The 20,150-nt window shown below is 61.7% G+C and carries 20 protein-coding genes; 4 read left to right on the top strand and 16 right to left on the bottom strand.

Going from position 1 to position 20,150, the window contains the following annotated elements; genetic code table 11:
- Positions 1-87 precede the first annotated feature (87 nt).
- The 3 genes from JQ600_RS37230 to dapA form a co-directional block, all read right to left on the bottom strand.
- On the bottom strand, positions 88-222 hold the full coding sequence (locus tag JQ600_RS37230) for a hypothetical protein (RefSeq protein WP_283813432.1): 135 nt from the start codon (positions 220-222) through the stop codon (positions 88-90).
- A gap of 133 nt (positions 223-355) precedes the next feature.
- Positions 356-505, bottom strand: a complete 150-nt coding sequence (locus JQ600_RS10265; protein WP_212265650.1) for a hypothetical protein — start codon at positions 503-505, stop codon at positions 356-358.
- Positions 506-886: 381 nt separating this feature from the next.
- On the bottom strand, positions 887-1,807 hold the full coding sequence (gene dapA / locus JQ600_RS10260; RefSeq protein ID WP_212390195.1) for a 4-hydroxy-tetrahydrodipicolinate synthase: 921 nt from the start codon (positions 1,805-1,807) through the stop codon (positions 887-889).
- Positions 1,808-1,847: 40 nt separating this feature from the next.
- Between dapA and JQ600_RS10255 the strand changes: the two genes are divergently transcribed.
- Positions 1,848-2,309 carry a hypothetical protein gene (locus JQ600_RS10255; RefSeq protein ID WP_212390194.1) on the top strand — a complete coding sequence of 154 codons (462 nt, stop codon included), beginning with the start codon at positions 1,848-1,850 and terminating at the stop codon, positions 2,307-2,309.
- A 203-nt stretch (positions 2,310-2,512) separates the two neighbouring features.
- Here JQ600_RS10255 and JQ600_RS10250 read toward each other — a convergent pair whose 3' ends face one another.
- Both JQ600_RS10250 and trxB read right to left on the bottom strand, forming a co-directional pair.
- A complete protein-coding gene (locus JQ600_RS10250) occupies positions 2,513-3,406 on the bottom strand; it encodes a LysR family transcriptional regulator (protein ID WP_212032642.1) in 894 nt (297 codons plus the stop codon).
- A 32-nt stretch (positions 3,407-3,438) separates the two neighbouring features.
- Positions 3,439-4,404: a thioredoxin-disulfide reductase gene (gene trxB / locus JQ600_RS10245; RefSeq protein ID WP_212265652.1), complete on the bottom strand. Its 966-nt coding sequence runs from the start codon at positions 4,402-4,404 to the stop codon at positions 3,439-3,441.
- A gap of 311 nt (positions 4,405-4,715) precedes the next feature.
- Here trxB and JQ600_RS10240 point away from each other — a divergent pair, with 311 nt between their 5' ends.
- A complete protein-coding gene (locus tag JQ600_RS10240) occupies positions 4,716-5,195 on the top strand; it encodes an Lrp/AsnC family transcriptional regulator (RefSeq protein ID WP_192736745.1) in 480 nt (159 codons plus the stop codon).
- Positions 5,196-5,325: 130 nt separating this feature from the next.
- Here the strand turns inward: JQ600_RS10240 and JQ600_RS10235 are convergent, their stop codons facing one another.
- From JQ600_RS10235 to JQ600_RS10210, 6 genes are all read right to left on the bottom strand, one after another.
- Complete coding sequence (locus tag JQ600_RS10235; RefSeq protein WP_249133632.1) at positions 5,326-5,733, bottom strand: DoxX family protein; 408 nt, start codon at positions 5,731-5,733, stop codon at positions 5,326-5,328.
- Positions 5,734-5,744: 11 nt separating this feature from the next.
- Positions 5,745-6,140: a DoxX family protein gene (locus tag JQ600_RS10230; RefSeq protein WP_212265653.1), complete on the bottom strand. Its 396-nt coding sequence runs from the start codon at positions 6,138-6,140 to the stop codon at positions 5,745-5,747.
- A gap of 298 nt (positions 6,141-6,438) precedes the next feature.
- The gene (locus tag JQ600_RS10225) at positions 6,439-6,720 is read right to left on the bottom strand and encodes a hypothetical protein (protein WP_212265654.1); all 282 of its coding nucleotides are present in this window, start codon (positions 6,718-6,720) and stop codon (positions 6,439-6,441) included.
- 129 nt (positions 6,721-6,849) lie between these two features.
- A complete protein-coding gene (greA, locus tag JQ600_RS10220; RefSeq protein WP_192736743.1) occupies positions 6,850-7,323 on the bottom strand; it encodes a transcription elongation factor GreA in 474 nt (157 codons plus the stop codon).
- Positions 7,324-7,545: 222 nt separating this feature from the next.
- Positions 7,546-11,010, bottom strand: coding sequence for a carbamoyl-phosphate synthase large subunit (gene carB, locus JQ600_RS10215; RefSeq protein WP_212390193.1), 3,465 nt, complete (start codon positions 11,008-11,010; stop codon positions 7,546-7,548).
- Positions 11,011-11,431: 421 nt separating this feature from the next.
- A complete protein-coding gene (locus tag JQ600_RS10210) occupies positions 11,432-12,133 on the bottom strand; it encodes a class I SAM-dependent methyltransferase (RefSeq protein ID WP_212265677.1) in 702 nt (233 codons plus the stop codon).
- Between the two features lie 125 nt (positions 12,134-12,258).
- On the opposite strand from JQ600_RS10210, the gene JQ600_RS10205 reads away from it, so the two are divergent.
- Positions 12,259-12,789, top strand: coding sequence for a Dps family protein (locus JQ600_RS10205; protein ID WP_212275031.1), 531 nt, complete (start codon positions 12,259-12,261; stop codon positions 12,787-12,789).
- 239 nt (positions 12,790-13,028) lie between these two features.
- On the opposite strand, the gene JQ600_RS10200 is transcribed toward JQ600_RS10205, so the two are convergent.
- Complete coding sequence (locus JQ600_RS10200; RefSeq protein ID WP_212489894.1) at positions 13,029-14,054, bottom strand: mandelate racemase/muconate lactonizing enzyme family protein; 1,026 nt, start codon at positions 14,052-14,054, stop codon at positions 13,029-13,031.
- 281 nt (positions 14,055-14,335) lie between these two features.
- Between JQ600_RS10200 and JQ600_RS10195 the strand changes: the two genes are divergently transcribed.
- Positions 14,336-14,638 carry a hypothetical protein gene (locus tag JQ600_RS10195; protein ID WP_212390191.1) on the top strand — a complete coding sequence of 101 codons (303 nt, stop codon included), beginning with the start codon at positions 14,336-14,338 and terminating at the stop codon, positions 14,636-14,638.
- 78 nt (positions 14,639-14,716) lie between these two features.
- Here JQ600_RS10195 and JQ600_RS10190 read toward each other — a convergent pair whose 3' ends face one another.
- The 4 genes from JQ600_RS10190 to JQ600_RS10175 all read right to left on the bottom strand — a co-directional run bounded on the left by JQ600_RS10190 (position 14,717) and on the right by JQ600_RS10175 (position 20,044).
- On the bottom strand, positions 14,717-15,760 hold the full coding sequence (locus tag JQ600_RS10190; protein WP_212263120.1) for an HAD family hydrolase: 1,044 nt from the start codon (positions 15,758-15,760) through the stop codon (positions 14,717-14,719).
- 93 nt (positions 15,761-15,853) lie between these two features.
- A complete protein-coding gene (locus JQ600_RS10185) occupies positions 15,854-17,569 on the bottom strand; it encodes an arylsulfatase (protein ID WP_249133630.1) in 1,716 nt (571 codons plus the stop codon).
- Positions 17,566-18,489, bottom strand: coding sequence for a formylglycine-generating enzyme family protein (locus JQ600_RS10180; protein WP_212467764.1), 924 nt, complete (start codon positions 18,487-18,489; stop codon positions 17,566-17,568). The genes JQ600_RS10185 and JQ600_RS10180 overlap by 4 nt, the downstream gene beginning before the upstream one ends.
- Before the next feature lie 124 nt (positions 18,490-18,613).
- The gene (locus JQ600_RS10175) at positions 18,614-20,044 is read right to left on the bottom strand and encodes a DUF1254 domain-containing protein (RefSeq protein WP_212489893.1); all 1,431 of its coding nucleotides are present in this window, start codon (positions 20,042-20,044) and stop codon (positions 18,614-18,616) included.
- Between the last annotated feature and the right edge of the window lie 106 nt (positions 20,045-20,150).

Genomic DNA, 20,150 nt, shown 5'->3' with positions numbered 1-20,150 from the left:
AGAATCTCGAGATTCCCCGATGTGCAATTGTACATCTGAGGTTCGCATCTTCGATGCGCCCCGGAATGACGGACGGAGCAAGTCTGCTCACGCCACCATCAGCATGTAGAACACGACGACCGGCGACATGGTCAGGATCACCGACCAGATGCCGACCGCCCAAAGAACGTCCTCGGTCGTAAAGCCCTGTTGATCAGGGAGAGTATTGTTTTCGATTTCCACGACGCGCCCCCGCGTTTTTTTCCGTTGTGACGAGCTTGATACGCGACCGCTTTTAAAATCCCGGTCGCAATTTCGCTCGCATTTGACCGCAGGTGCTACCGCCGATTAACCACGGCAGGCGCTGCGTTTTCTTTCAAGCGATCAGCAGGCGCCAGGTCACGACCGGCGCGAAACCGATCAGCGTCGCCCACAAGGCAAAGGACGAAACCAGCAGAACGTCCTGCATTCGCTGGACGCGTTCGCAGGTCGGAAACTTCCAATTGTCACTGGTGTGGTCGATCATGTGATGTCCCCCGTTTTCTCAATGAGGACATCAATACGCCCGAGATTTTAAAGTTGACGGCAAGGCTTTGGACGCTTTTGAAGCGCCGCCCTCACCAACCGTTAACCAGCGTTCCGGAAGGCCGCCGGGTTTGCAAAGGTGACGCGGCGATCGGCTGAGGCGACCGCGGGCGAATGCGGTTAACATTGCGCCAACGCGGTCAGGCAGTTTTTCTGGCCGGCGTCCACGGTGTTGGAAGATATTCCGGTCACCTTATGCGCCTCCGCATCATCCGAGCCGGTGTGGAGCGACAGAAAAGCCGTCGCCGCGGTCTTCCGCGTGCGGCGGCTTTTTTGTGCGCAACGCTCCCGCAAGCGGGAGGGGCCCGGCTGCGACGCCTTGCTACGCTCGCCGCAACAGGGCCGGCGCGCGCCGTTCCCGCTCCGCGTCGAGCCGCGCCGCGAGATCCGTGCCGACTTCCACCATCGGCAGCCGGACCTCGGCACTGTCGATCAGCCCGCTCTGCGCCAGCCAGTATTTTGCAGGCGCCGGGCTGGGTTCGGCGAACAACAGCCGCGTCAGTTCGGAAAGATTGTCCCAGCACGCCTGTGCGCCCTTGTGGTCGCCCTGCTGCATCAGCGTCCGCACCGAGGCGAACGCTTCGGTCTCCAGATGCGCCGACAACAGGATGGCGCCGTCGGCGCCATCGACCAGCGCCTCGTGGTAGTGCGCGTCCTCGCCGGTCAGCACGCGAAAGCCTTTCGGCCGCCGCGCGAGGAACTCGATCGACTGGGCGCGGTCGGCAGAGCAATCCTTGATGCCGACGATGTTGCGATGTGCGGCGAGCTGCAGCAGGGTCTCGTTGGTGAGATTGACCGCGGTCCGGTAGGGGATGTTGTAGAGCACGATCGGCCATGAGGCGTGATCGGCGAGATCAGTGAAATGTCGCAGCAGGCCGCGCTGCGACGGCCGCGTGTAATAGGGGCTGGCGATCAGATAGAAGTCGATCGGCCAGGCGGCGGTCTCGTCGAGCGTATCCAGCATCTTGCGCGTGCTGGCGCCGGACAGGCCGAGACAGATCGGGATATAGCGTCCGCTGCCCGATATCTCGGCCCGGGTCACCGACACCAGCTGCTCGAGCTCGCCTTGGTCGAGCGTCATGCCCTCGCCCGAGGTGGCGGCGAGAATCAAGCCGTCGACCGGGCTATTGGCGTAGTGCCTGATCATGCGGCGCAGCGACGGCTCGTCGAGTTCGCCGTTGCGAAACGGTGTAACGAGGGGCAGCCACAGGCCCTGCAATCGGTTTTGCGGATCGGTAGACATGGTTCCATCTCCTTGAAGGCGTTTGCCGGAGACGGGACACATGAAAAAAACCCCGTCCAGACGGCGGGGTTTCGGGATCGGCTTGGCGGTTGATCTATCGCGCGCGTCGATCTCGGGTCCCCGGGTGGGGACCTTTTTTCGACGACAGAGCGGCGCACGAATTCGTGATCATGTGTTGATGATGATGGCGCAACGGCGCGCTGTCAATCCGCGCACGCTCGATGACGTTTGTTTTACGGGAGAAGAAAAGATCTGGAGACGAAGAAGGTTCAGCTCAAATCATCTGCAGACGAAGCGATCCGGAGAAGAAAAAAAGCCGGGCCCAAAAGAGCCCGGCTTAAGGTATTGGCCACGTGAGGCCGACACAATCACCTTCCAAGAGGGATTACTGAGCGCCCGCGCCACTGGAGGAGGGGGACATATGCGCGACACGATCGCTCAGCGTCTAAGCACTATGATCCCCATATGCGGCTTGCGTAAACCGGTTAAGCCGCATGTCTGACATGCGGAGACCGGGGGCTTTATAAGAGCCGCTAATCAGGAAGGCGGGAAACGTCAGCCGCTGCGAAAGCGTTTCGAGCGAAGCCTGTGCCGCACGTGATGCGGGATCGATACCGGCTCGCGTCAAGAAAATGCGTCAAAACAAGAATCTAGAGCTCCGGTTCTGATTCAATCAGAACCGAAATTCCAGTCCCAATCGAAATGCTAGGAGGGCCAGCGCTGCGCCTTGCTCACCACGAAATCGCGGAACACCTGCACCCGCGCCACCGTCTTCAACTCTTCGGGATAGACGAAATAGGTGTCGATCTGGATCGAGTCGGTCTCACCGAACAGCTGCACCAGACGGTTGTTCTCCTCGACGAGGTAGTCGGGCAGGGCGGCGATGCCGAGCCCCTGCTGACAGGCCCTGACAAGACCAAGGATGTTGTTGACCTTGAAGTAAGCCTCGCGCGGACCCGAGCCGTTGCGGCCGGCGTCGATCAGCCAGCTGCGGTTCTGCAGATGCGGCGGCACCTGGGAATCGCCGAGCATGATGATGCGATGCGAGTCGAGGTCGTCGAGCGTGCGCGGCGTGCCGAAGCGCTTGATGTATTCCGGCGAGCAATAGGCATGGAATCCGATCGAGAACAGCTTGCGCTGGATCAGATCCGGCTGGGTCGGCTTGCGGGTCCGGATCGCGACGTCGGCCTCGCGCATCGACAGATCGAGATCCTCGTCGGTCACGATCAGCGAGATGCGGATATCCGGATAGAGGCTGGTGAATTCGTCCAGCCGCGGAATCAGCCAGTTGATGCCGAGCGCCGGCGGCGTGGTGATCTTGAGGTCGCCTGACGGCCGCTCGCGGCTGTCGGTGAGCTTGGCGCGCGCCGCCTGCAGCTGCATGAACACGTCATGCGCGGTGCGGAACAAGAGGTCTCCCTGCTCGGTGAGGATCAGCCCGCGCGCATGGCGATGGAACAGCGATACCGCAAGCTCCTGCTCCAGCGCCGAGACTTGCCGCGATACCGCCGATTGCGAAAGCCCGAGTTGCTCGCCGGCATGGGTGAAGCTGCCCGCTTCCGCCGCCGCGTGAAACACCTTCAGCTTGTCCCAATCCATGTCCGTGAATCCGTCCCGTGTTCGACGCGTAATCATTCTGCCGCCGCCCGATCACTCGCACGCACAGCGAGAAAGCGCTCGGCCTCGAGGGCCGCCATACAGCCAAGGCCCGCGGCCGTGACCGCCTGCCGCCAGGTTTCGTCCGCGACGTCGCCGGCGGCGAACAGGCCGGGCACCGACGTCGCCGTCGAGTTCGGCGCCACCTCGACATAGCCGGAGGGTTTCAGCTTGACCTGGCCGGCGACGAGTTCGGTTGCCGGCGCGTGGCCGATGGCGATGAAGACGCCGTCAGCGGGCACCTCCGTCAGCGCGCCGCTCTTGACGTTCTTCAGGCGCACATGAGTGACCTTGCCCGGGTTTTCGGTGCCGCAGATTTCGTCGATTGCACTGTCCCAGACCACCTTGATCTTCGGGTTCTTGAACAGGCGGTCCTGCAGGATGCGCTCGGCGCGGAAATGATCGCGGCGATGTACGACGGTGACTTGCGAGGCGAAGTTGGTGAGGAACAGCGCTTCCTCGACCGCGGTATTGCCGCCGCCGACCACCATGACTTCCTTAGCCCGATAGAAGAAGCCGTCGCAGGTCGCGCAGGCCGAAACGCCAAAGCCCTTGAACTTCTCTTCGGACGGCATGCCGAGCCATCGCGCCTGCGCGCCGGTGGCAAGGATCACGGTTTCGGCGAGATAAACGTCGCCACTGTCGCAGGTCAGGCGGAACGGCCGCTGCGTGGTGTCGAGTTTGGTGACGAGATCGGTGACGAGCTTGGTGCCGACATGGGCCGCCTGTTTTTCCATCTGCTCCATCAGCCACGGACCCTGGATGACATCCGCAAAGCCGGGATAGTTTTCCACGTCGGTGGTGATGGTGAGCTGGCCGCCGGGCTGGATGCCCTGGATCAGCACCGGCTCAAGCATCGCCCGCGCGGCGTAGATCGCTGCGGTGTACCCGGCAGGGCCGGAACCGATAATGACGACCTTGGCATGGATAGGCGCGGGCATCGGCGATTCCCTCTCTTTGGAGGATTTTGATGAGGACTTGTGCGGGAAGCGCCGGGAAATGCGTCGCGCGGCGCTAAAAGTGTCAAATCCAAGTCTATGATATCTGGGTAGCCATGCAAGATTTGCAATTCAAATAAGCGAATTTTCCCCGGAACTGCGGTATTTTCTCCCGATTCACGCAAAATGGCGCAGTGCACGCGCAATAAAATTGCGCAATCGATGGCAGCTGCGCTAAGAGTGTTGCCGGTAAACACCTTCCCCAAGCCCAGCCAGCCCCAAAGAACCTAGGGAACCCAAAGGAACCGGACCGCGTGTCGAAGAATCTCGACGAGATCGACCTTAGAATTCTTTCCGAAATCCAGGCCGATGGCCGAATCACCAACGTCGAACTGGCCAAACGGGTCGGCATCTCGCCGCCGCCTTGCCTGCGCCGGGTCAGGACGCTGGAGGAAGAGGGCTACATCCAGGGCTACCGCGGCATGCTGGATCCGCGCCGGCTCGGCTTCGACGTCACCGTGTTTGCCTCCGTGCACCTGTCGAGCCAGGCCGAAGCGGACTTGCGCGCATTCGAGGAATTTGTCCGCGCCGAGCCCCTGGTGCGCGAATGCTGGATGCTGTCGGGGGAGGTGGATTTCATCCTGAAATGCGTGGCGCCCGACATGGCGACGTTTCAGGATTTCGTCACCCATCTGACGTCGGCGCCTCATGTGCGCAATGTCAGGACGTCGCTGGTGCTGCACAATTCGAAATACGAGGCGGCGGTGCCGCTCGATTTGAAGGTGACGGGATAACGCTGCGCGTTATCCCGTCATCCCGGGGCGATGCGAAGCATCGAACCTCAGATGCGCAATTGCGCACCTGCGGTCTGGTCCTGCGGACCATCCCGGAATGACGGCGTTAGCTGAAGCGACTCGCACTCCCCTACCGCTTCTTTCCCATCATTGCATCCACGCTGAACGGTCCGCCGCCGGCAAAGAACAGATAGAGACAGGCGAAGCAGAACAGGATCGAGGCGTTGCCGCCATTGATCAGCGGGATGAAGCCCTTGGGATAGTGTCCCATGAAATAGGCGAACGCCATTTCACCTGACAGTATGAAGGCCACGGGTCGGGTCAGAAGACCGATCATCAGAAGGCCGCCGAGGACCAGTTCGAGCGAACCGGCCGCGCCGTACAGCGACATCAGCTCGACCTTGGCGAACATGGGCACCGGCGGATATTTGAACAGCTTGGCGACGCCATACTGAAACAGCAGCAATCCGATGATGAAACGGAAGACGCTGAGAACCATCGGCTCGCCGCTTGCGAGCATCTTGTTGAACTTGTCCATTGTCCGCTCCCTCAAGCCCGCTTGGTTGCTGCGTCGACGCTCCACGGACCTGCGCCCGCGGTCGACAGATAGAGGCAGGTGAAGCAGTACAGGGCCGCCAGCGTGCCGCCGTTGATCAAGGGATGAAAGCCCTTCGGGAAGTGGCCGATGAAATAGGCGAAGGCCATCATGCCGGAAAGAATGAAGGCGACCGGGCGTGTGCACAGGCCGATGATCAGCAGCGCACCGCCGATCAGCTCAATGAAGCCGGCGGCGCCGACCAGCGAGAACGGCTGCACATTCGCGTACATCGGATAGACCGGGAAGCCGATGATCTTGCCCATGCCGTGCTGGATGATCAAAAGGCCGGTGATGATGCGCAATAGGCTCAATACGCGCGGCGTCCACGCCGCGAGTGCTTCTGTCATGAGAGTCCCCCAAGTTGGATCGAGTTCCACTTGGTATCGCGTCGCGGCCTGGAGGAAAAGCGCGCGGCGGCCGGAATTCGATGACGTTTTGGCGAGCAGAAAAGGAATTATGCGGCGCGCTGCGTGTTTGCCGCGTCTCGCGCGAGGTTACTTGCAGGTGACTTCGCTGCGGCACTCTGCCGCTAGAGCGTGATCCGGTTCAGCGACCTGAGGTCTGAGACCCTCATGGTGGGGGGCTGCGAGGCGTGCGTCGCGAACCGCGAGGCCGTCCAACCCAAGCGGGAAGCAAGCACTGGAATCACTGCGCGCCGAGGCAGCGGATGGCTTTAGGCTGACAGGCAATGCCGATGTTGGAGCAGGTCGCGGGCTCATCCTTGGCGCCGCGCGTGCAGTTGACGCAGTCGTCGGTCCAGCGGCTGCAATTCGGCGGACCGGTCCGGATCGAGATTTGCTTGGGGTTTTCCTTGGGAGCGATGCGCGGCGGGATCGAAAGCTCGGCTGCCGCGGCAGCGTGACAACCGCCAATGAAAAGCATCAGCGTGAGAGCTGGAAGCGCAACGACAATATGAGTTCGTTGCATGCGGTCTTCCCCAAGTGCGGCTTTCCCCAATTTTGGGTTCCCAGTGCGGCGAAATCCCAAAGTGCGGCGAAGGCACGTTCCGGTCCCGGGCCGGCGGGCAGTGCCCGCCGGGGCAAACCTGGCTCCAGCCTAGCGCCACTCGACCTTGGTGATCTCGTAGGCCTTGGCGCCGCCGGGCGCCATGACCTCGACGGTCGTGCCCTTCTTCTTGCCGATCAACGCGCGGGCCAGCGGCGAGGTGATGGAGATGCGGCCCTTCTTGGCATCGGCCTCCGGCTCACCGACGATCTGCCACACCGCTTTCTTCTCGGTGTCCTCGTCGACCAGCGTGACGGTGGCGCCGAACATGATGGTGTCGCCGGAGAGCTTTGAAATGTCGATGATGTCGGCGCGCGCGAGCTTGTCTTCGATCTCGGCGATGCGGCCTTCATTATGCGACTGCTCTTCCTTGGCGGCGTGATATTCCGCGTTTTCCGAAAGGTCGCCATGCGAGCGCGCCTCGGCGATGTGCTCGATGATGCGCGGCCGGTCCTCCGACTGGCGCTTCTTCAACTCGACCTCGAGGGCGGCATAGCCGCCGGCGGTCATCGGAACCTTTTCCATCATCTCTTCCGTCCTTCGCCCGTGCGAGCCGCTCCTAGAAGTTGCGCGCACGAAGCAGTCTTTCGATTTCGATTCGGGGCCATTCGGGCCCGAAACGCGAGCCCGCCAGCCTATTAATTTTCGGCCCCGTCAAGGGCCGATACAACTACCAAACGAGCGGTGGGTTCCAGCCATACGGCCTTGTTGCCAATCGTTTAGCGGGCAATTTGGCCCGGCGAACGATCAGTTTTCGGAAAAGTAACTCTGCAGCGTGCGGACCTCAAGGTCTCCGCCCAGATAGGCGCGGATGCCCTGTGCGGCCGCCACAGCACCCGAAAGAGTGGTGTAATATGGCACTTTATGCAAGAGGGCAGCCCGTCGCAACGAACGGCTGTCGGCCAGCGCCTGCGGCCCCTCGGTGGTGTTGAAGACGAGCTGGATGTCGCCATTGGTGATGGCGTCGACGATGTGCGGCCGGCCCTCCAGCACCTTGTTCACTTTTTCGGTCGGTACGCCGGAATCGGTGAGGAAGCGCTGGGTGCCCGATGTGGCCATCACCTTGAAGCCGAGCGAATGCAGCAGCCGCACGGCGTCCGCGATGCGGGTTTTGTCGCTCTCGCGCACCGAGACGAACACGGTGCCCTTGCGTGGCACGCGGGTGCCGCCGCCGAGTTGGCTCTTGGCGAAGGCGACTTCGAACGAACGGTCGATGCCCATCACTTCGCCGGTCGAGCGCATCTCCGGACCGAGCACGGTATCGACGCCGGGGAAGCGCGCGAACGGGAATACCGATTCCTTGACGCCGACATGGCCGAGCTTGCGCTTCTTCAGATTGAAGTCGGCAAGCTTCTCGCCGGCCATGATTCTGGCCGCGATCTTCGCCACCGGCGTGCCGACCACCTTGGCGACGAACGGCACGGTGCGCGACGCTCGCGGGTTGACCTCGAGCACGTAGATATCGCCGTCCTTGATGGCGTATTGCACGTTCATCAGGCCGACCACGTCGAGGCCGAGCGCGAGTTCGCGGGTCTGCCGTTCGAGCTCAGTGATCATCGCACCATCCAGCGAATGCGGCGGCAGCGAACAGGCGGAATCGCCGGAGTGAATGCCGGCTTCCTCGATATGCTCCATGATGCCGACGACGAACGTGTCCTTGCCGTCGCACAGGCAGTCGACGTCGATCTCGGTGGCGTCGGAAAGATAGCGGTCGAACAATAGCGGGTTCTTGCCGAGCACGGTATTGATCTGCCCGGTCTTGTCGTTGGGATAGCGCGCCTTGACGTCGGCCGGCACCAGCTCGGGCAGCGTGCCGAGCAGATAATTGTTGAGCTGCTCTTCCTCGCGGATGATCTGCATCGCGCGGCCGCCCAGCACATAGGACGGACGCACCACCAGCGGCAGGCCGAGATCGGCCGCCACCAGCCGCGCCTGCTCGACCGAATAGGCGATGCCGTTCTTGGGTTGCTTCAGCCGCAGCTTGTCGAGCACGCGCTTGAAGCGGTCGCGGTCTTCGGCAAGGTCGATGGCGTCGGGCGAGGTGCCGAGGATCGGCACGTCGGCGGCCTCCAGCGCGCGCGCCAGTTTCAGCGGGGTCTGGCCGCCGAACTGCACGATCACGCCGTGCAGCGTGCCGTTGGTCCGTTCGGTGGCGATGATTTCAAGCACGTCCTCGGCGGTGAGCGGTTCGAAGTACAGCCTGTCCGCGGTGTCGTAGTCGGTCGACACGGTTTCCGGATTGCAGTTGACCATGATGGTCTCGTAGCCGGCGTCATGCAGCGCAAAGCAGGCGTGGCAGCAGCAATAGTCGAACTCGATGCCCTGGCCGATCCGGTTCGGCCCGCCGCCGAGGATGATGACCTTCTTCTTGTCGGACGGTTCGCTCTCGTCGGCAAGTTTTCCGGCAAAAGGCGATTCATAGGTTGAATACATATAAGCGGTCGGCGAGGCGAACTCCGCCGCACAGGTATCGATGCGCTTGAACACCGGACGAACCCCGAGCGCGTGGCGTTTGGCGGTCACCTCGGCCTCGGTGGCCTCTGCAAGCACGGCGAGCCGTGCGTCGGAAAAGCCCATCGCTTTCAGCGTCCGCATGCCGAACGCGTTGCCGGGCAGGCCGTTCGCCTTGATCTTGGCTTCCATGTCGACGATGCCGCGCATCTCGGCGAGGAACCAGGGATCGATCTTGCAGGAATTGAAGATCTCTTCGTTGGACCAGCCGAGCCGCATCGCCTGGGCTACCTGCAGGATGCGGTTCGGCGTCGGCGTGCCCAAGGCGGCGCGGACCGCGTTCTTGTCGTCGCCGCGGCCGAGGTCCTCGATCTCGATTTCATCGAGGCCGGTGAGCCCGGTCTCGAGCCCGCGCAGCGCCTTCTGCAGGCTCTCCTGGAAGGTGCGGCCGATCGCCATCACTTCGCCGACCGATTTCATCGACGTGGTCAACGTGTGGGAGGCGCCGGGGAATTTCTCGAACGCAAAGCGCGGTATCTTGACGACGACGTAATCGATGGTCGGCTCGAACGAGGCCGGCGTGGCGCCGCCGGTGATGTCGTTGGCGATCTCGTCCAGCGTGTAGCCGACCGCGAGCTTGGCCGCGACCTTTGCAATCGGAAAGCCGGTGGCCTTCGAAGCAAGGGCAGAAGAGCGCGACACGCGCGGGTTCATCTCGATCACGACCATGCGGCCGTCGGCCGGGTTGATGCCGAACTGCACGTTGGAGCCGCCGGTCTCGACCCCGATCTCGCGCAGCACCGCCAGCGAGGCGTCGCGCATGATCTGGTATTCCTTGTCGGTCAGCGTCAGGGCCGGCGCGATGGTGATGGAATCGCCGGTATGCACGCCCATCGGATCGAGGTTCTCGATCGAGCAGATGATGATGCAATTGTCCTTTTTATCGCGCACCACCTCCATCTCGTACTCTTTCCAGCCGAGCACGCTTTCCTCGATCAGCACCTCGTTGGTCGGCGAGGCGTCGAGCCCGCGCTCGATGATGTCGAGGAACTCCTCCTTGTTGTAGGCAATGCCGCCGCCGGTGCCGCCCATCGTGAAGGAGGGCCGGATAATCGCAGGCAAACCGATTTCGGACAGCGCCATCAGCGCCTCGCCGAACGCGTGCTCCTGATAGCGCTTGCGGCGTTCGTTCTCGCCGAGGGTCCACTGCCGCTCGAGCTCTTCCAGCGCCTCGCCCGACAGTTTCTCTCGCTCAGCCAGGTATTTGTCGCGGTAGGACTTCTTCAGCGCCGAGGCGTTGGCCAGCCGCGATTTTGGCGTCTCCAGCCCGATCTTGGTCATGGCCTCGCGGAATAACTGGCGGTCCTCGGCCTTGTCGATGGCGTCTGCGGTTGCGCCGATCATTTCGACGTCGAATTTGTCGAGTGTGCCCTGACGGCGGAGCGACAGCGCGCAATTCAGCGCGGTCTGGCCGCCCATGGTCGGCAGCAGCGCAAAGCCGCCGGGAATGACGTAGCGTTCTTTTTCGATGATCTTGCCGACGATTTCCGGCGTGATTGGCTCGATATAGGTGGCATCGGCCAGTTCCGGGTCGGTCATGATCGTCGCCGGATTGGAATTGACCAGGACGACCCGGTAGCCCTCTTCCTTCAGCGCCTTCACCGCCTGGGTGCCTGAATAGTCGAATTCGCAGGCCTGGCCGATCACGATGGGGCCGGCGCCGATGATCAGGATGGTGGAGATGTCGGTTCTTTTGGGCATCAGGTCTCGCGGACTGGATTTTGGGCACAAAAAAAGGGCGCGCATGCTGCGCGTCCCCTAAGCCAAGAGCGCGGGTTACCCTCGCGCGCGGGTGGTCTTTAGACCAGATTCCGCACCCGCGAAACCCCCAAAAACGGGCCATCAACCGGCATTTGCGGGAATTTGGGCTGCGGCTTGGTGTGAGGTGGGAAAGGCTGGCTGCGGCCCGTCTTCGCCCTTCGGGCTACGCCGAGGCAGCCTTCGCCACGAAGGGGCCTGCCTAGCCGAAGCGGCGGAGCCGCGAAGGCTGGAGGCCCGGCCTGGATTTGAACCAGGATAAAGAACGATGCACCGTTCTCGCGTTGTCGCTTCCGCCACCGGGCCAAGGCGATCATTACCGATCACGGGCGGGTGAGCTACGTTTACCTTTTATTAACCCTAACTAGCGCACCGATGGGTGGTGGGCGACGAAGGTCATCCTCCAGGGGTTGTGGCCGATATTGGTCTGCGCGCGCGATGCGGCGAAACCGGCCCGCGTCAGCTTGGCGATCATCTCGCTTTCGCTGTAGCGTTGCAGGCCGACGCGGGTGCGCAATTGCCGGTAGTCCGACAGCGCGGTAGAGGCGAGGCCGTAGAGCGCGTCCGTCAGGAAGCCGTGGGCGGTTGCGAATTTCAACAGCGCCAGCACGTCCCTGGCCATGCCGACCTCGGGCCGCAGGATATCGCCCAGCACCAGCCGCCCGCTCGGCTTCAACAGCCGGCGAATGATTGCGAATGCGGAATCCAGCTCTTGCTGCGTCATGTATTGCGCCACCGAGTTCATGACGGCGAGATCGACCGACTGCGCCTCCATACTCCGGAGCTCATCGAGCGAACGGACGCGTATTTTGGTGTTCGGCGCAAACCGCGCGATCAGCCGTCCGCGCACGCCGGGGGCGGGTTCGGCGAGATAGAGTTTTGCGCAGGCGTCCGCCACCTTGGCCGCCGACAGCGCCTCGCCGCAGGCATAGTCCAGCACGACCGCGTCAGGGGATGAGATGTAGCCGATGATGTCGCGCGCGATGATCTGGAAATGCAGGTCCCGGTGCAGCTTGCTTGCATAGATCGTATGCGTGGAATCGTAATAGTCGATCCATTCGTCCATCGGGGCTGCGTCCGGCAAAACAGGGGTTTCCGGCAAGGAACCGCCGGGAAAGTGATGCGTTAGGGTGTTCGGCGGCCAATGTCCAATGGCCACCGCTGTCCGGTTTCCTAACAGGAAGGTTCAACGTGAGCAAAGCCAACAAATCCGAAAAAGTGTCCCCCGATCTCGATACGCCGACCGATCTGCCGCAGGCCGCGGTGGACAAGATTTCGGCGTCGCTCAACGTGCTGCTGGCTGACGCCTTCGCGCTCTACATGAAGACCAAGAATTTCCACTGGCACGTCTCCGGCCGGCATTTTCGCGACTACCATCTGATGCTGGACGAGCAGGCGGAGGCGATCTTCGGTACCACCGACCAGCTCGCCGAGCGGGTGCGCAAGCTTGGCGGCGTCACGCTGCGCTCGATCGGGCAGATCGCAAAGCTGCAGACCATTCAGGACAACAACGAGGCTTACGTCCCGCCGCGCGAAATGCTGCGCGAATTGATGGAAGACAACAAGCACATGGCGGCCGCCATGCGCAAAGCCCACAAGCTTTGCGACGACCACGAAGATACCGGCACCGCGCAGTTGCTCGAACTGTTCGTCGACGAGACCGAGCGCCGCACCTGGTTCCTGTTCGAAGCCAGCCGCCAGGAAAGCGCCAACGCGGCGTAGTGGTTGTGAAGGGCGTAACTCTATCCACGTCGTCCCGGCCTTGAGCCGGGACCCATAACCACAGGCCGTTGTTTTTGACGCGGGCGTCGATCAGCGAATTTATGCCGATGGGCCGCGGCGTATGGGTCCCGGCTCAAGGCCGGGACGACGAAGATGGAATAGCGATTTCGGCTAAATCCTGAACTTCAGCACCTCGTCCTTGAACCGGAGCCCGTGTCCGGGCCGCTCCGGCGCCGTGATCATGCCGCAATCTCAGGCGGATCGACCCAGAGGTCGTCGATCAGCCCCATGTTCTCGCACCAGATGCCGTTCGGGATCGAGGCCAGGAGGTGCACGTTGAGTTCGGGAAACAGATGCGGCGCGATGGTGATGCCAAACGTGTCCGCCAGTGCGGCGATCTTGCGAAGGTCCGTCATGCCGCCACGCATCGGGTCGGGCTGCAGGATCGGCAGGCAGGGATTGATAAAGAACGGCCGCAGATCGTAGCGCGTGAAATGGGTCTCGCCGCCGACCACACGCATATCGAGCGCTGCGGCGATGCGCTGGTAGCCGGCAAAATCGTCGGCCGGCACCGGCTCCTCGAGCCAGTAAACGTCGTAACTCTCGAACTTGCGTCCCATCTCGATCGCCACATCGGCGCTCCAGCCCATATTGACGTCGATCATGATGTCGATGTCGGGTCCGAGCGCCTCGCGCATGCGGCGTACATTGTCGAGGTCCTGCGCGGGCGTGTGCACATGCGCAACCTGCATCTTGATCGCCTTGTAGCCCTGCTTCACGAAATGCAGCGCCTTCTCGATCATGCCGTCGCCGCCGGCGCCGCGGAAACAACCCGAGCCGTAGATCGGGATTTCCGAGCGATAATGGCCCCACAAGCGGTGCAGCGGCAGGCCGGCGCGCTTGCCCACCGCATCCCACAGCGCGATGTCGATCGCCGACATCGCCATCGCGGCGATGCCGCCGCGGCCATAGGTCATCGTCGCCGTCCACAGGTCGCGCCAGATCGCCTCGATCGCGGTGGCATCCTTGCCCTTCACGCGCGGGATGATGCACTCGTCGAGACAGGAGGCGATCGACTTCATGCCCGGGCGGAACACGAACAGATAGCCCATGCCGGTGACGCCGCCTGCGGTTTCGACCTCGCAGATCAGGATGTCGCGCGTCGGTCCCAGCGCATGCCCCTTGAGCCAGGGATCGTCGGCCCAGGGCAGGCGCAGCATCGTCACCCTGATGTCGCGGATGGTCATGTCTGGGTTGGCTGTCATCGGACGTTTCCCTGTGCTGGCCGGATCATGTTGGCCTGATCTCGGACAGGGCAAAGTCAATCACATAACGCCGGCGCTGATCCAGCGCCGTGCGTCATGGCTCCAATGCGGGGGCCTCGATTGTCTTGAGGTGGTTTTGCGGCATGAAGGCCGTTCTCCGTTCTCCTCTCCCCGTGTGGCAGAAGGGACGGGATGTCTGCCGCGGCGAAATAAGACTAGCGGTCCGGCCGGCTTGCGCTACGATGCAAGCGAGCCAGAGTAGCAGGAGGTCGGAAATGCCTATGTCCGTCTCTATGATCGTATTGGGTTCGCAACTGGTTATGCCCGTCGCTGACGGAGTGCCGAAGTTCGATATCACGCGAAACTGCAAGCTCGACATCGCCGCTACCGCCGGCCTCACCGTCGATCAATCGCTCAAGACCTGCATCAGCGATGAACAGAAAGCGCGCCAGCAGCTCGGAGGCCAGTGGTCCAAATTCCCCGCGGCCAGCCGCGCGAGTTGTGTCTCGCAGGAGAGCATTGGCGGCACGCCAAGTTACGTCAGCCTGCAGACGTGCCTTCAGATGGGGCAGTGGGCGCGTTGATCCGTCACTTCGTGATGGTTCGGCGCGTCGGCGTCACCGTGCTGGTGGGCGCCATCGGCGAGATCGAGAACGTCATGTTCATTTGCTGCCAAACGGAAATATCTTCTTCCAGTCGTTCTTCATGTCGACAACGGTCCAGCCCATCGCCTGTGCAGCGTCGAGCGCCTTGTCGAGGCGGCCAATGGAAGAATTGCGGTCGTAGGCCCATTCCCGCTCGGCGTCGGTATGGTGCACGAGGAGGGCGAAGCGGACGCCGCCGCCTCCCTTGGCCCATTCGAGCATTTGCAGGTCGCCGTCGGAATTGCCGAATGCCGCGATCGGTTGCCGGCCGATATGCATCTGGATGCCGATGGGCTTGCCAGTCTTGTCGTCGTTGAAATTAAGCTCCGGCAGTTTTACGAGGACCGGTTTACCGTCGCGTAGCTCGAAGCTCAGCTTGCCGCTGCTGCCCACCACTTGCTCGGGCGGAACGCCATAGACCCTGTCGGCAAAGACGCGCATGAAGTCGATGCCGCCGCCGGAGACGATGAACGTCTTGAAGCCGTTGCCGCGCAGATAGGCGAGCAGTTCCAGCATCGGCTGATAGACCATCTCGGTGTAGAGCCGCTTGGTGACTGGATGCTTCGCCGTAGTGATCCAGTCGCTCACGATCTTCTCGAATTCATCCGTGGTCATTCCGGAATGCGTGACGGTGAGGATTTCGAAAATAGCAGCCTCGCCGCCGGCGAGCGCGCCTTTAAGGTCGCCCTTGAGCAGCGAGGCAAACGGCTCCTTGTCCTTCCACTCCGGATGCAGCGGGGCGAGCGCCTTGACGCGGTCGAGTGCGAAGGCAAACTGGAAATAGATCGGCTGCTCCGCCCACAGGGTGCCGTCATTGTCGAAGGTGGCAATTCTCTCGGCAGGCGGCACGAGGTCTGGCGAGCCTTGCTTCGTCACGCGCTCGACGAACGTGACGATGGACGTTTTGGTCGCCGTATCATTCCATGACGGCAGCGGATCGATCGCGGGAGTTTGCGCCATCACGGATATGGGCGGCAGCGGTCCGATCAGCGCCGCGAGCAAAGCCAAGGCCAAGAGCAGGATGCGGCGGCTGACGCCGAAGGAAACTTGCGGCATTGACATAGTTGGTTCCTTTCACAGTAAAGAACGCAACGATCAAGAGAGTTTGGCGGGCGGCCCATACGCAGGCCGTCCGCCATTACGATCATCAAATCCTTATTTGCCCACTGCCGTTCTGGCGGCCTCGATCTTCGCTTTCACGGCATCGAGGTTAAAGCTCGCACCCCTCTGCATCGGCGGAAACTCGATCGCAGTCATGGCCAGCTTCTCGACCTGCTGCTGGACAAACACGAAGCGCCAGAATTCGTACTTGAACCAGTCGAAGTATTGTTGCGCTCCGTATTTGGACCCGCTACCGGGCCAGCCCGTGCGCTCGAACGGATCAAGACGAAGGTTGGTCAGATAGGGTATGTCAGGCTTGGTCTTTTCACCTAGCCAGCCGCCGGGCTGGTCGATGAAACGATACTTGTAGTCGCCGATGCGTACGGCACCCAGTTCGCTTTCGCCGAAGTACCATATTTCGTTCCGATTTGACGGTCCCTTGCCGGTGATCATGTCCATCTGGTTGTAGCCGTCCAGATGACATTTGTAGGTCCTGTCACCGATGTGCTTGCCCTTCTTCAATTCCTCGACAATGTTCGGATTACCGGCGGCGGCCACGAAGGTTGGAAACCAATCGAGCCCGGAGATAATGCCGTTCTCGACCTTGCCTGCCGGCACCTTGCCGGGCCAGCGGATCATCGCCGGCGCGCGAAAGCCACCTTCCATGACCGTGCCTTTGCTCTGGGCGAATGGCGTCTGTCCGCCATCGGGCCAGGTGAATACCTCGGTGCCGTTGTCGGTGGTAAAGACGACGATGGTGTTGTCATCGACACCCATGTCCTTGAGCTTCTGCATCACGATGCCGACGTCGTCGTCGAGCTGTGCCATGCCGGCCTCATGGATGGTCCAGCCGTTCTTGGAGTTGCGTAACGCCTGGTACTTGGGCGACAGGTGCGTGACGATGTGCATGCGGGTCGGGTTGAGCCACAGGAAGAACGGCTTGTTGTCGGCCTTGGCCTTTTCGATGAACTTCAAGGCAAGATCGCGGATTTCGTCGTCCACGGTTTCCATTCGCTTCGGATAAAGCGTCCCGGCGTCCTCGATCCTCTGCTTGCCGACCTTGCCCCAGCGCGGATCCACGGTGGCATTGTCCACGTTGGTCGCCCACGAGTGGACCATGTTGCGTGGGCCAACTGTGTTCAACAGCTCCTGCGGGTAGGCGGGGTGCGCCGGGTCTTCCATCGCGTCGAGGTGGTACAGGTAGCCGAAGAATTCGTCGAAGCCATGCACCGTCGGCAGAAACTCGTTCTTGTCGCCAAGGTGATTCTTGCCGAACTGGCCGGTGGCGTAGCCCATACCTTTCAGCGCGGCGGCAATGGTCACGGCCTCCGCCGGCAAGCCGGTGGGGGCGCCAGCCTGGCCGACAGTGGTCATGCCGGTGCGGATCGGCAGCTCGCCGGTGATGAAGTTGGCACGACCCGCCGTACAGCTCGCCTCTGCGTAATAATCGGTGAACAGCATGCCTTCGGCGGCTATTTTGTCGAGGTTCGGCGTCCGCCCAGCCATCATGCCGCGGTGGTAGGCGCCGATATTCCAGATGCCGATGTCGTCGCCCATGATGACGACAATGTTGGGCCGCTGCCCGGCCGCAACAGGTGGGGGCGCCGCTGGTTGTTGCTGCGCTTGCGCAGCGCTTGTTAGGCCGACGGCCGAGAGCGCCGAAGCGGCGATGAGAGAACTGCCGCTCAACAAGAGATCGCGGCGTTTCAATCCTCCGCCGATCGGCTTTGTGCCGGGTTCGGACGTTCCCGGAATCTTGTCCTTACTCATGACGCACTCCTTTTCCTGATGATGCACCTGAAGCCGACGTGGCTAGTCGAGGTGTCGATAGGCTCGGCATGACGCGCGGCAGGACGATAGCGGCGGCAATAGTTCGGGGCGCACAGGTGCGAGCCGCCTTTAAGCACCTTGCGTGGAATTCTGATATTCGGCTGACGAGAGTCGTGGCTCGCAGCCTCTGATCCGCCTCGCGGATTATGGGGAATGCAGCACGCCTTTGGCGCATCTGCTTCGTGCTTTTGCGAATACCAGTCGGACGTCCATTCCCAGACATTCCCGATCATGTCGTGAATGCCGTAGCCGTTCGGCGGAAAGGCCGTGACTGGCGATGTGCGCTCGAAGCCGTCGGTGCAGAGATTTTGCTTCGGGAATTCTCCCTGCCAGGTATTGGCAAGATGCTGGCCGCCTGGCGTGAACTCCTCGCCCCAGGCATATTCTGCCTCAGCCAATCCGCCGCGCGCGGCGAACTCCCACTCGGCTTCGGTCGGAATATCCTTGCCGGCCCAGCGCGCAAAGGCGAGCGCGTCGGAATAAGCGACGTGCACGACAGGATGATTGTCGAGCACGTTGATGTTGCTCTTCGGGCCATAAGGGTGGCGCCAGTCGGCGCCATTCATGAATTGCCACCATCGGCTCCAGTCGCGGAGATCAACGGTCTGCGCCGGAGGCGAAAACACCAGCGAGCCGGCATAGATCATGTGAGGCAGCGCGCCGGGATAGTCGTTCGGGTCGGGCGGGATTTCGGCGAACGTGACGTGGCCGGTCGCCCTCACGAATTCCTTGAACTCCCTGTTCGTCACCGGCGTGCGGTCGATGAAAAATTCATCGACTGTCACGGAATGAACTGGCGCTTCCTCGGGATAATGCTTGTCCGATCCCATGCGGAACGTGCCGCCGGGAATCAGGACCATCCCCGGATGATGAGGATGTTCACCTGCCTTGGCATCAGCGCTTTCGTTGTCGAATTGAATCGTGCTCAAAGCTGCTAGTCCTCAGGAAGTGGCAGAGACTGGGCTATAGCCGTTTATTCGCAGATCATTTCACCTGTTCGATGTCGGGCATCTTCCAACTCTTGTCGAAAACCGCCTTCTCAGGACCGTAGAATCGAAACCAGGGGAACCAGCTCGTCCCCGTCGGCGTGAAAATCCAGTTCGACTCCTGACCGGCGGGCGCCTGCGATCCAAAGTGGATGTCCACCGAGCCGTCGGCGTTCTTGCGCAGCCCTTTGTCCAATGAATCCAGGGTCGGGCGTGGCAGGTTGAGGAAGAGGGCCGACGTTTCAGCGTTGTAAATGGTCACAGCCCAGAACTGGCTTACCGGAACATTGGCGGGAACGTGCAGTCGATAGGGATTCTCGCCACGCAAAGGCTGGCCGCCGTTGTCGAAGTACGCGGCAAGGTAGAAGCTGCCTCCGCCGAGCTTCGCGGGAGGCAGGAAGAAGCCGGCGAAAGCAGCGCCGCGCGTATCCACGTCGAAATAGTTTGGCACGGCCCACTTGAATCCCGTCTGCGGGCCAATCGGCGGGACCAGCAATTTCCACTGGCTGCCCGGCCACCAGTCTTCACCGATCTTAGACTGCTGTCCGAGGAGCCAGGCACCGGCTTCCGCCGCGGCGGACTTCAACTGTGCCACGGTCGCGGCATCGGGCTTGAACTCCTTGCCCTTCTCGATGCCGAGTGGTCGGAGCATGCCCATCATCTGCAGATCCTGGGGCTGTACCGTCTCCTCATTCAGCATGCGGGCAAGGCTGGTGTAAAAGCTTTCGTCGAATCGCGCGAGGCCGTCATAGAGGGTGTTGGTCATATCCACGAACCGCGGCGCAGGCGGGTTACTGGCCTCGGCCAAGGGGTAGACCTTGATCTGCTTCACCAGCGCGTCACCCCTGCGCACGTCCTCTTCCGAGTTGCTCTCCAGGATGGAGCGGAGGCCGGCGAATGTGTTGTAGGTCTTGGAACGCACGGGGATATAGCCGGCCGGCACCTCGCCCGTGTAGTCGGGTGGCAGCACCAGGTATTTGCCACCTTTGCCCTCGAACCCGACGTCGGTGAGCGGTACCTGCCAGGCATCGCAAATGGTGCCCAGGAAGCTGGACCCATTCGCCGCCGGCGGCAGGTCCAGAACCACCGGCCCATCGTCTTTTATGTTGAAGAAGGCAAAAAGGTAGCGAAGGGTTGTATTGACGGTGAACGACTGGTTCTTCCAGGTGCTGCCTTTGGGCCACCAGATGATGTCGCCGTATTTCGCCTTGCCGTCGCGGAAGTAGGCTTGCCGAAGCGAGTCGAAGCTGACGATGGGCATGCCCCAGATGACGGCGTCCACGGCGCGGCGTTCCAGCATTCGATTGGCGAGTTGTTCGGTGGAGAATTTCGACAGGCTCGTCTGCTGGGCGCCGGCTGGTGCGAATACGACGGTCAATGCAAAAGTCAGTACAGCGCCGCAAAGCGTTCGTGTGAGTACAGCTTTCATGACTCACTCCCGTGCAAAACGGCACTCAAATTTGCTTTCACTTGCCTTCCGAGCCTGGACACGCGCGGGATCACGATGACGAGTCCCGCGGTGCCTTCGGTCTGAA

This window comes from Bradyrhizobium sp. AUGA SZCCT0176 (genome assembly GCF_018130145.1).
In the GTDB taxonomy this organism is placed as follows: domain Bacteria; phylum Pseudomonadota; class Alphaproteobacteria; order Rhizobiales; family Xanthobacteraceae; genus Bradyrhizobium.
This window is presented reverse-complemented; position numbering and strand designations above follow the sequence as displayed.

Excerpts from the sequence above, each read along its gene's own strand:
- carB (WP_212390193.1), bottom strand. The coding sequence starts at position 11,010 with ATGCCCAAAAGAACCGACATCTCCACCATCCTGATCATCGGCGCCGGC.
- JQ600_RS10250 (WP_212032642.1), bottom strand. The coding sequence starts at position 3,406 with ATGGATTGGGACAAGCTGAAGGTGTTTCACGCGGCGGCGGAAGCGGGC.
- JQ600_RS10190 (WP_212263120.1), bottom strand. The coding sequence starts at position 15,760 with ATGTCAATGCCGCAAGTTTCCTTCGGCGTCAGCCGCCGCATCCTGCTC.
- JQ600_RS10200 (WP_212489894.1), bottom strand. The coding sequence starts at position 14,054 with ATGACAGCCAACCCAGACATGACCATCCGCGACATCAGGGTGACGATG.
- greA (WP_192736743.1), bottom strand. The coding sequence starts at position 7,323 with ATGGAAAAGGTTCCGATGACCGCCGGCGGCTATGCCGCCCTCGAGGTC.
- JQ600_RS10255 (WP_212390194.1), top strand. The coding sequence starts at position 1,848 with ATGAAAAAAACCCCGTCCAGACGGCGGGGTTTCGGGATCGGCTTGGCG.
- JQ600_RS10235 (WP_249133632.1), bottom strand. The coding sequence starts at position 5,733 with ATGGACAAGTTCAACAAGATGCTCGCAAGCGGCGAGCCGATGGTTCTC.
- dapA (WP_212390195.1), bottom strand. The coding sequence starts at position 1,807 with ATGTCTACCGATCCGCAAAACCGATTGCAGGGCCTGTGGCTGCCCCTC.
- JQ600_RS10225 (WP_212265654.1), bottom strand. The coding sequence starts at position 6,720 with ATGCAACGAACTCATATTGTCGTTGCGCTTCCAGCTCTCACGCTGATG.
- trxB (WP_212265652.1), bottom strand. The coding sequence starts at position 4,404 with ATGCCCGCGCCTATCCATGCCAAGGTCGTCATTATCGGTTCCGGCCCT.
- JQ600_RS10185 (WP_249133630.1), bottom strand. The coding sequence starts at position 17,569 with ATGAGTAAGGACAAGATTCCGGGAACGTCCGAACCCGGCACAAAGCCG.
- JQ600_RS10230 (WP_212265653.1), bottom strand. The coding sequence starts at position 6,140 with ATGACAGAAGCACTCGCGGCGTGGACGCCGCGCGTATTGAGCCTATTG.
- JQ600_RS10210 (WP_212265677.1), bottom strand. The coding sequence starts at position 12,133 with ATGGACGAATGGATCGACTATTACGATTCCACGCATACGATCTATGCA.
- JQ600_RS10175 (WP_212489893.1), bottom strand. The coding sequence starts at position 20,044 with ATGAAAGCTGTACTCACACGAACGCTTTGCGGCGCTGTACTGACTTTT.
- JQ600_RS10180 (WP_212467764.1), bottom strand. The coding sequence starts at position 18,489 with ATGGTCCTGATTCCCGGCGGCACGTTCCGCATGGGATCGGACAAGCAT.
- JQ600_RS10195 (WP_212390191.1), top strand. The coding sequence starts at position 14,336 with ATGTCCGTCTCTATGATCGTATTGGGTTCGCAACTGGTTATGCCCGTC.
- JQ600_RS10265 (WP_212265650.1), bottom strand. The coding sequence starts at position 505 with ATGATCGACCACACCAGTGACAATTGGAAGTTTCCGACCTGCGAACGC.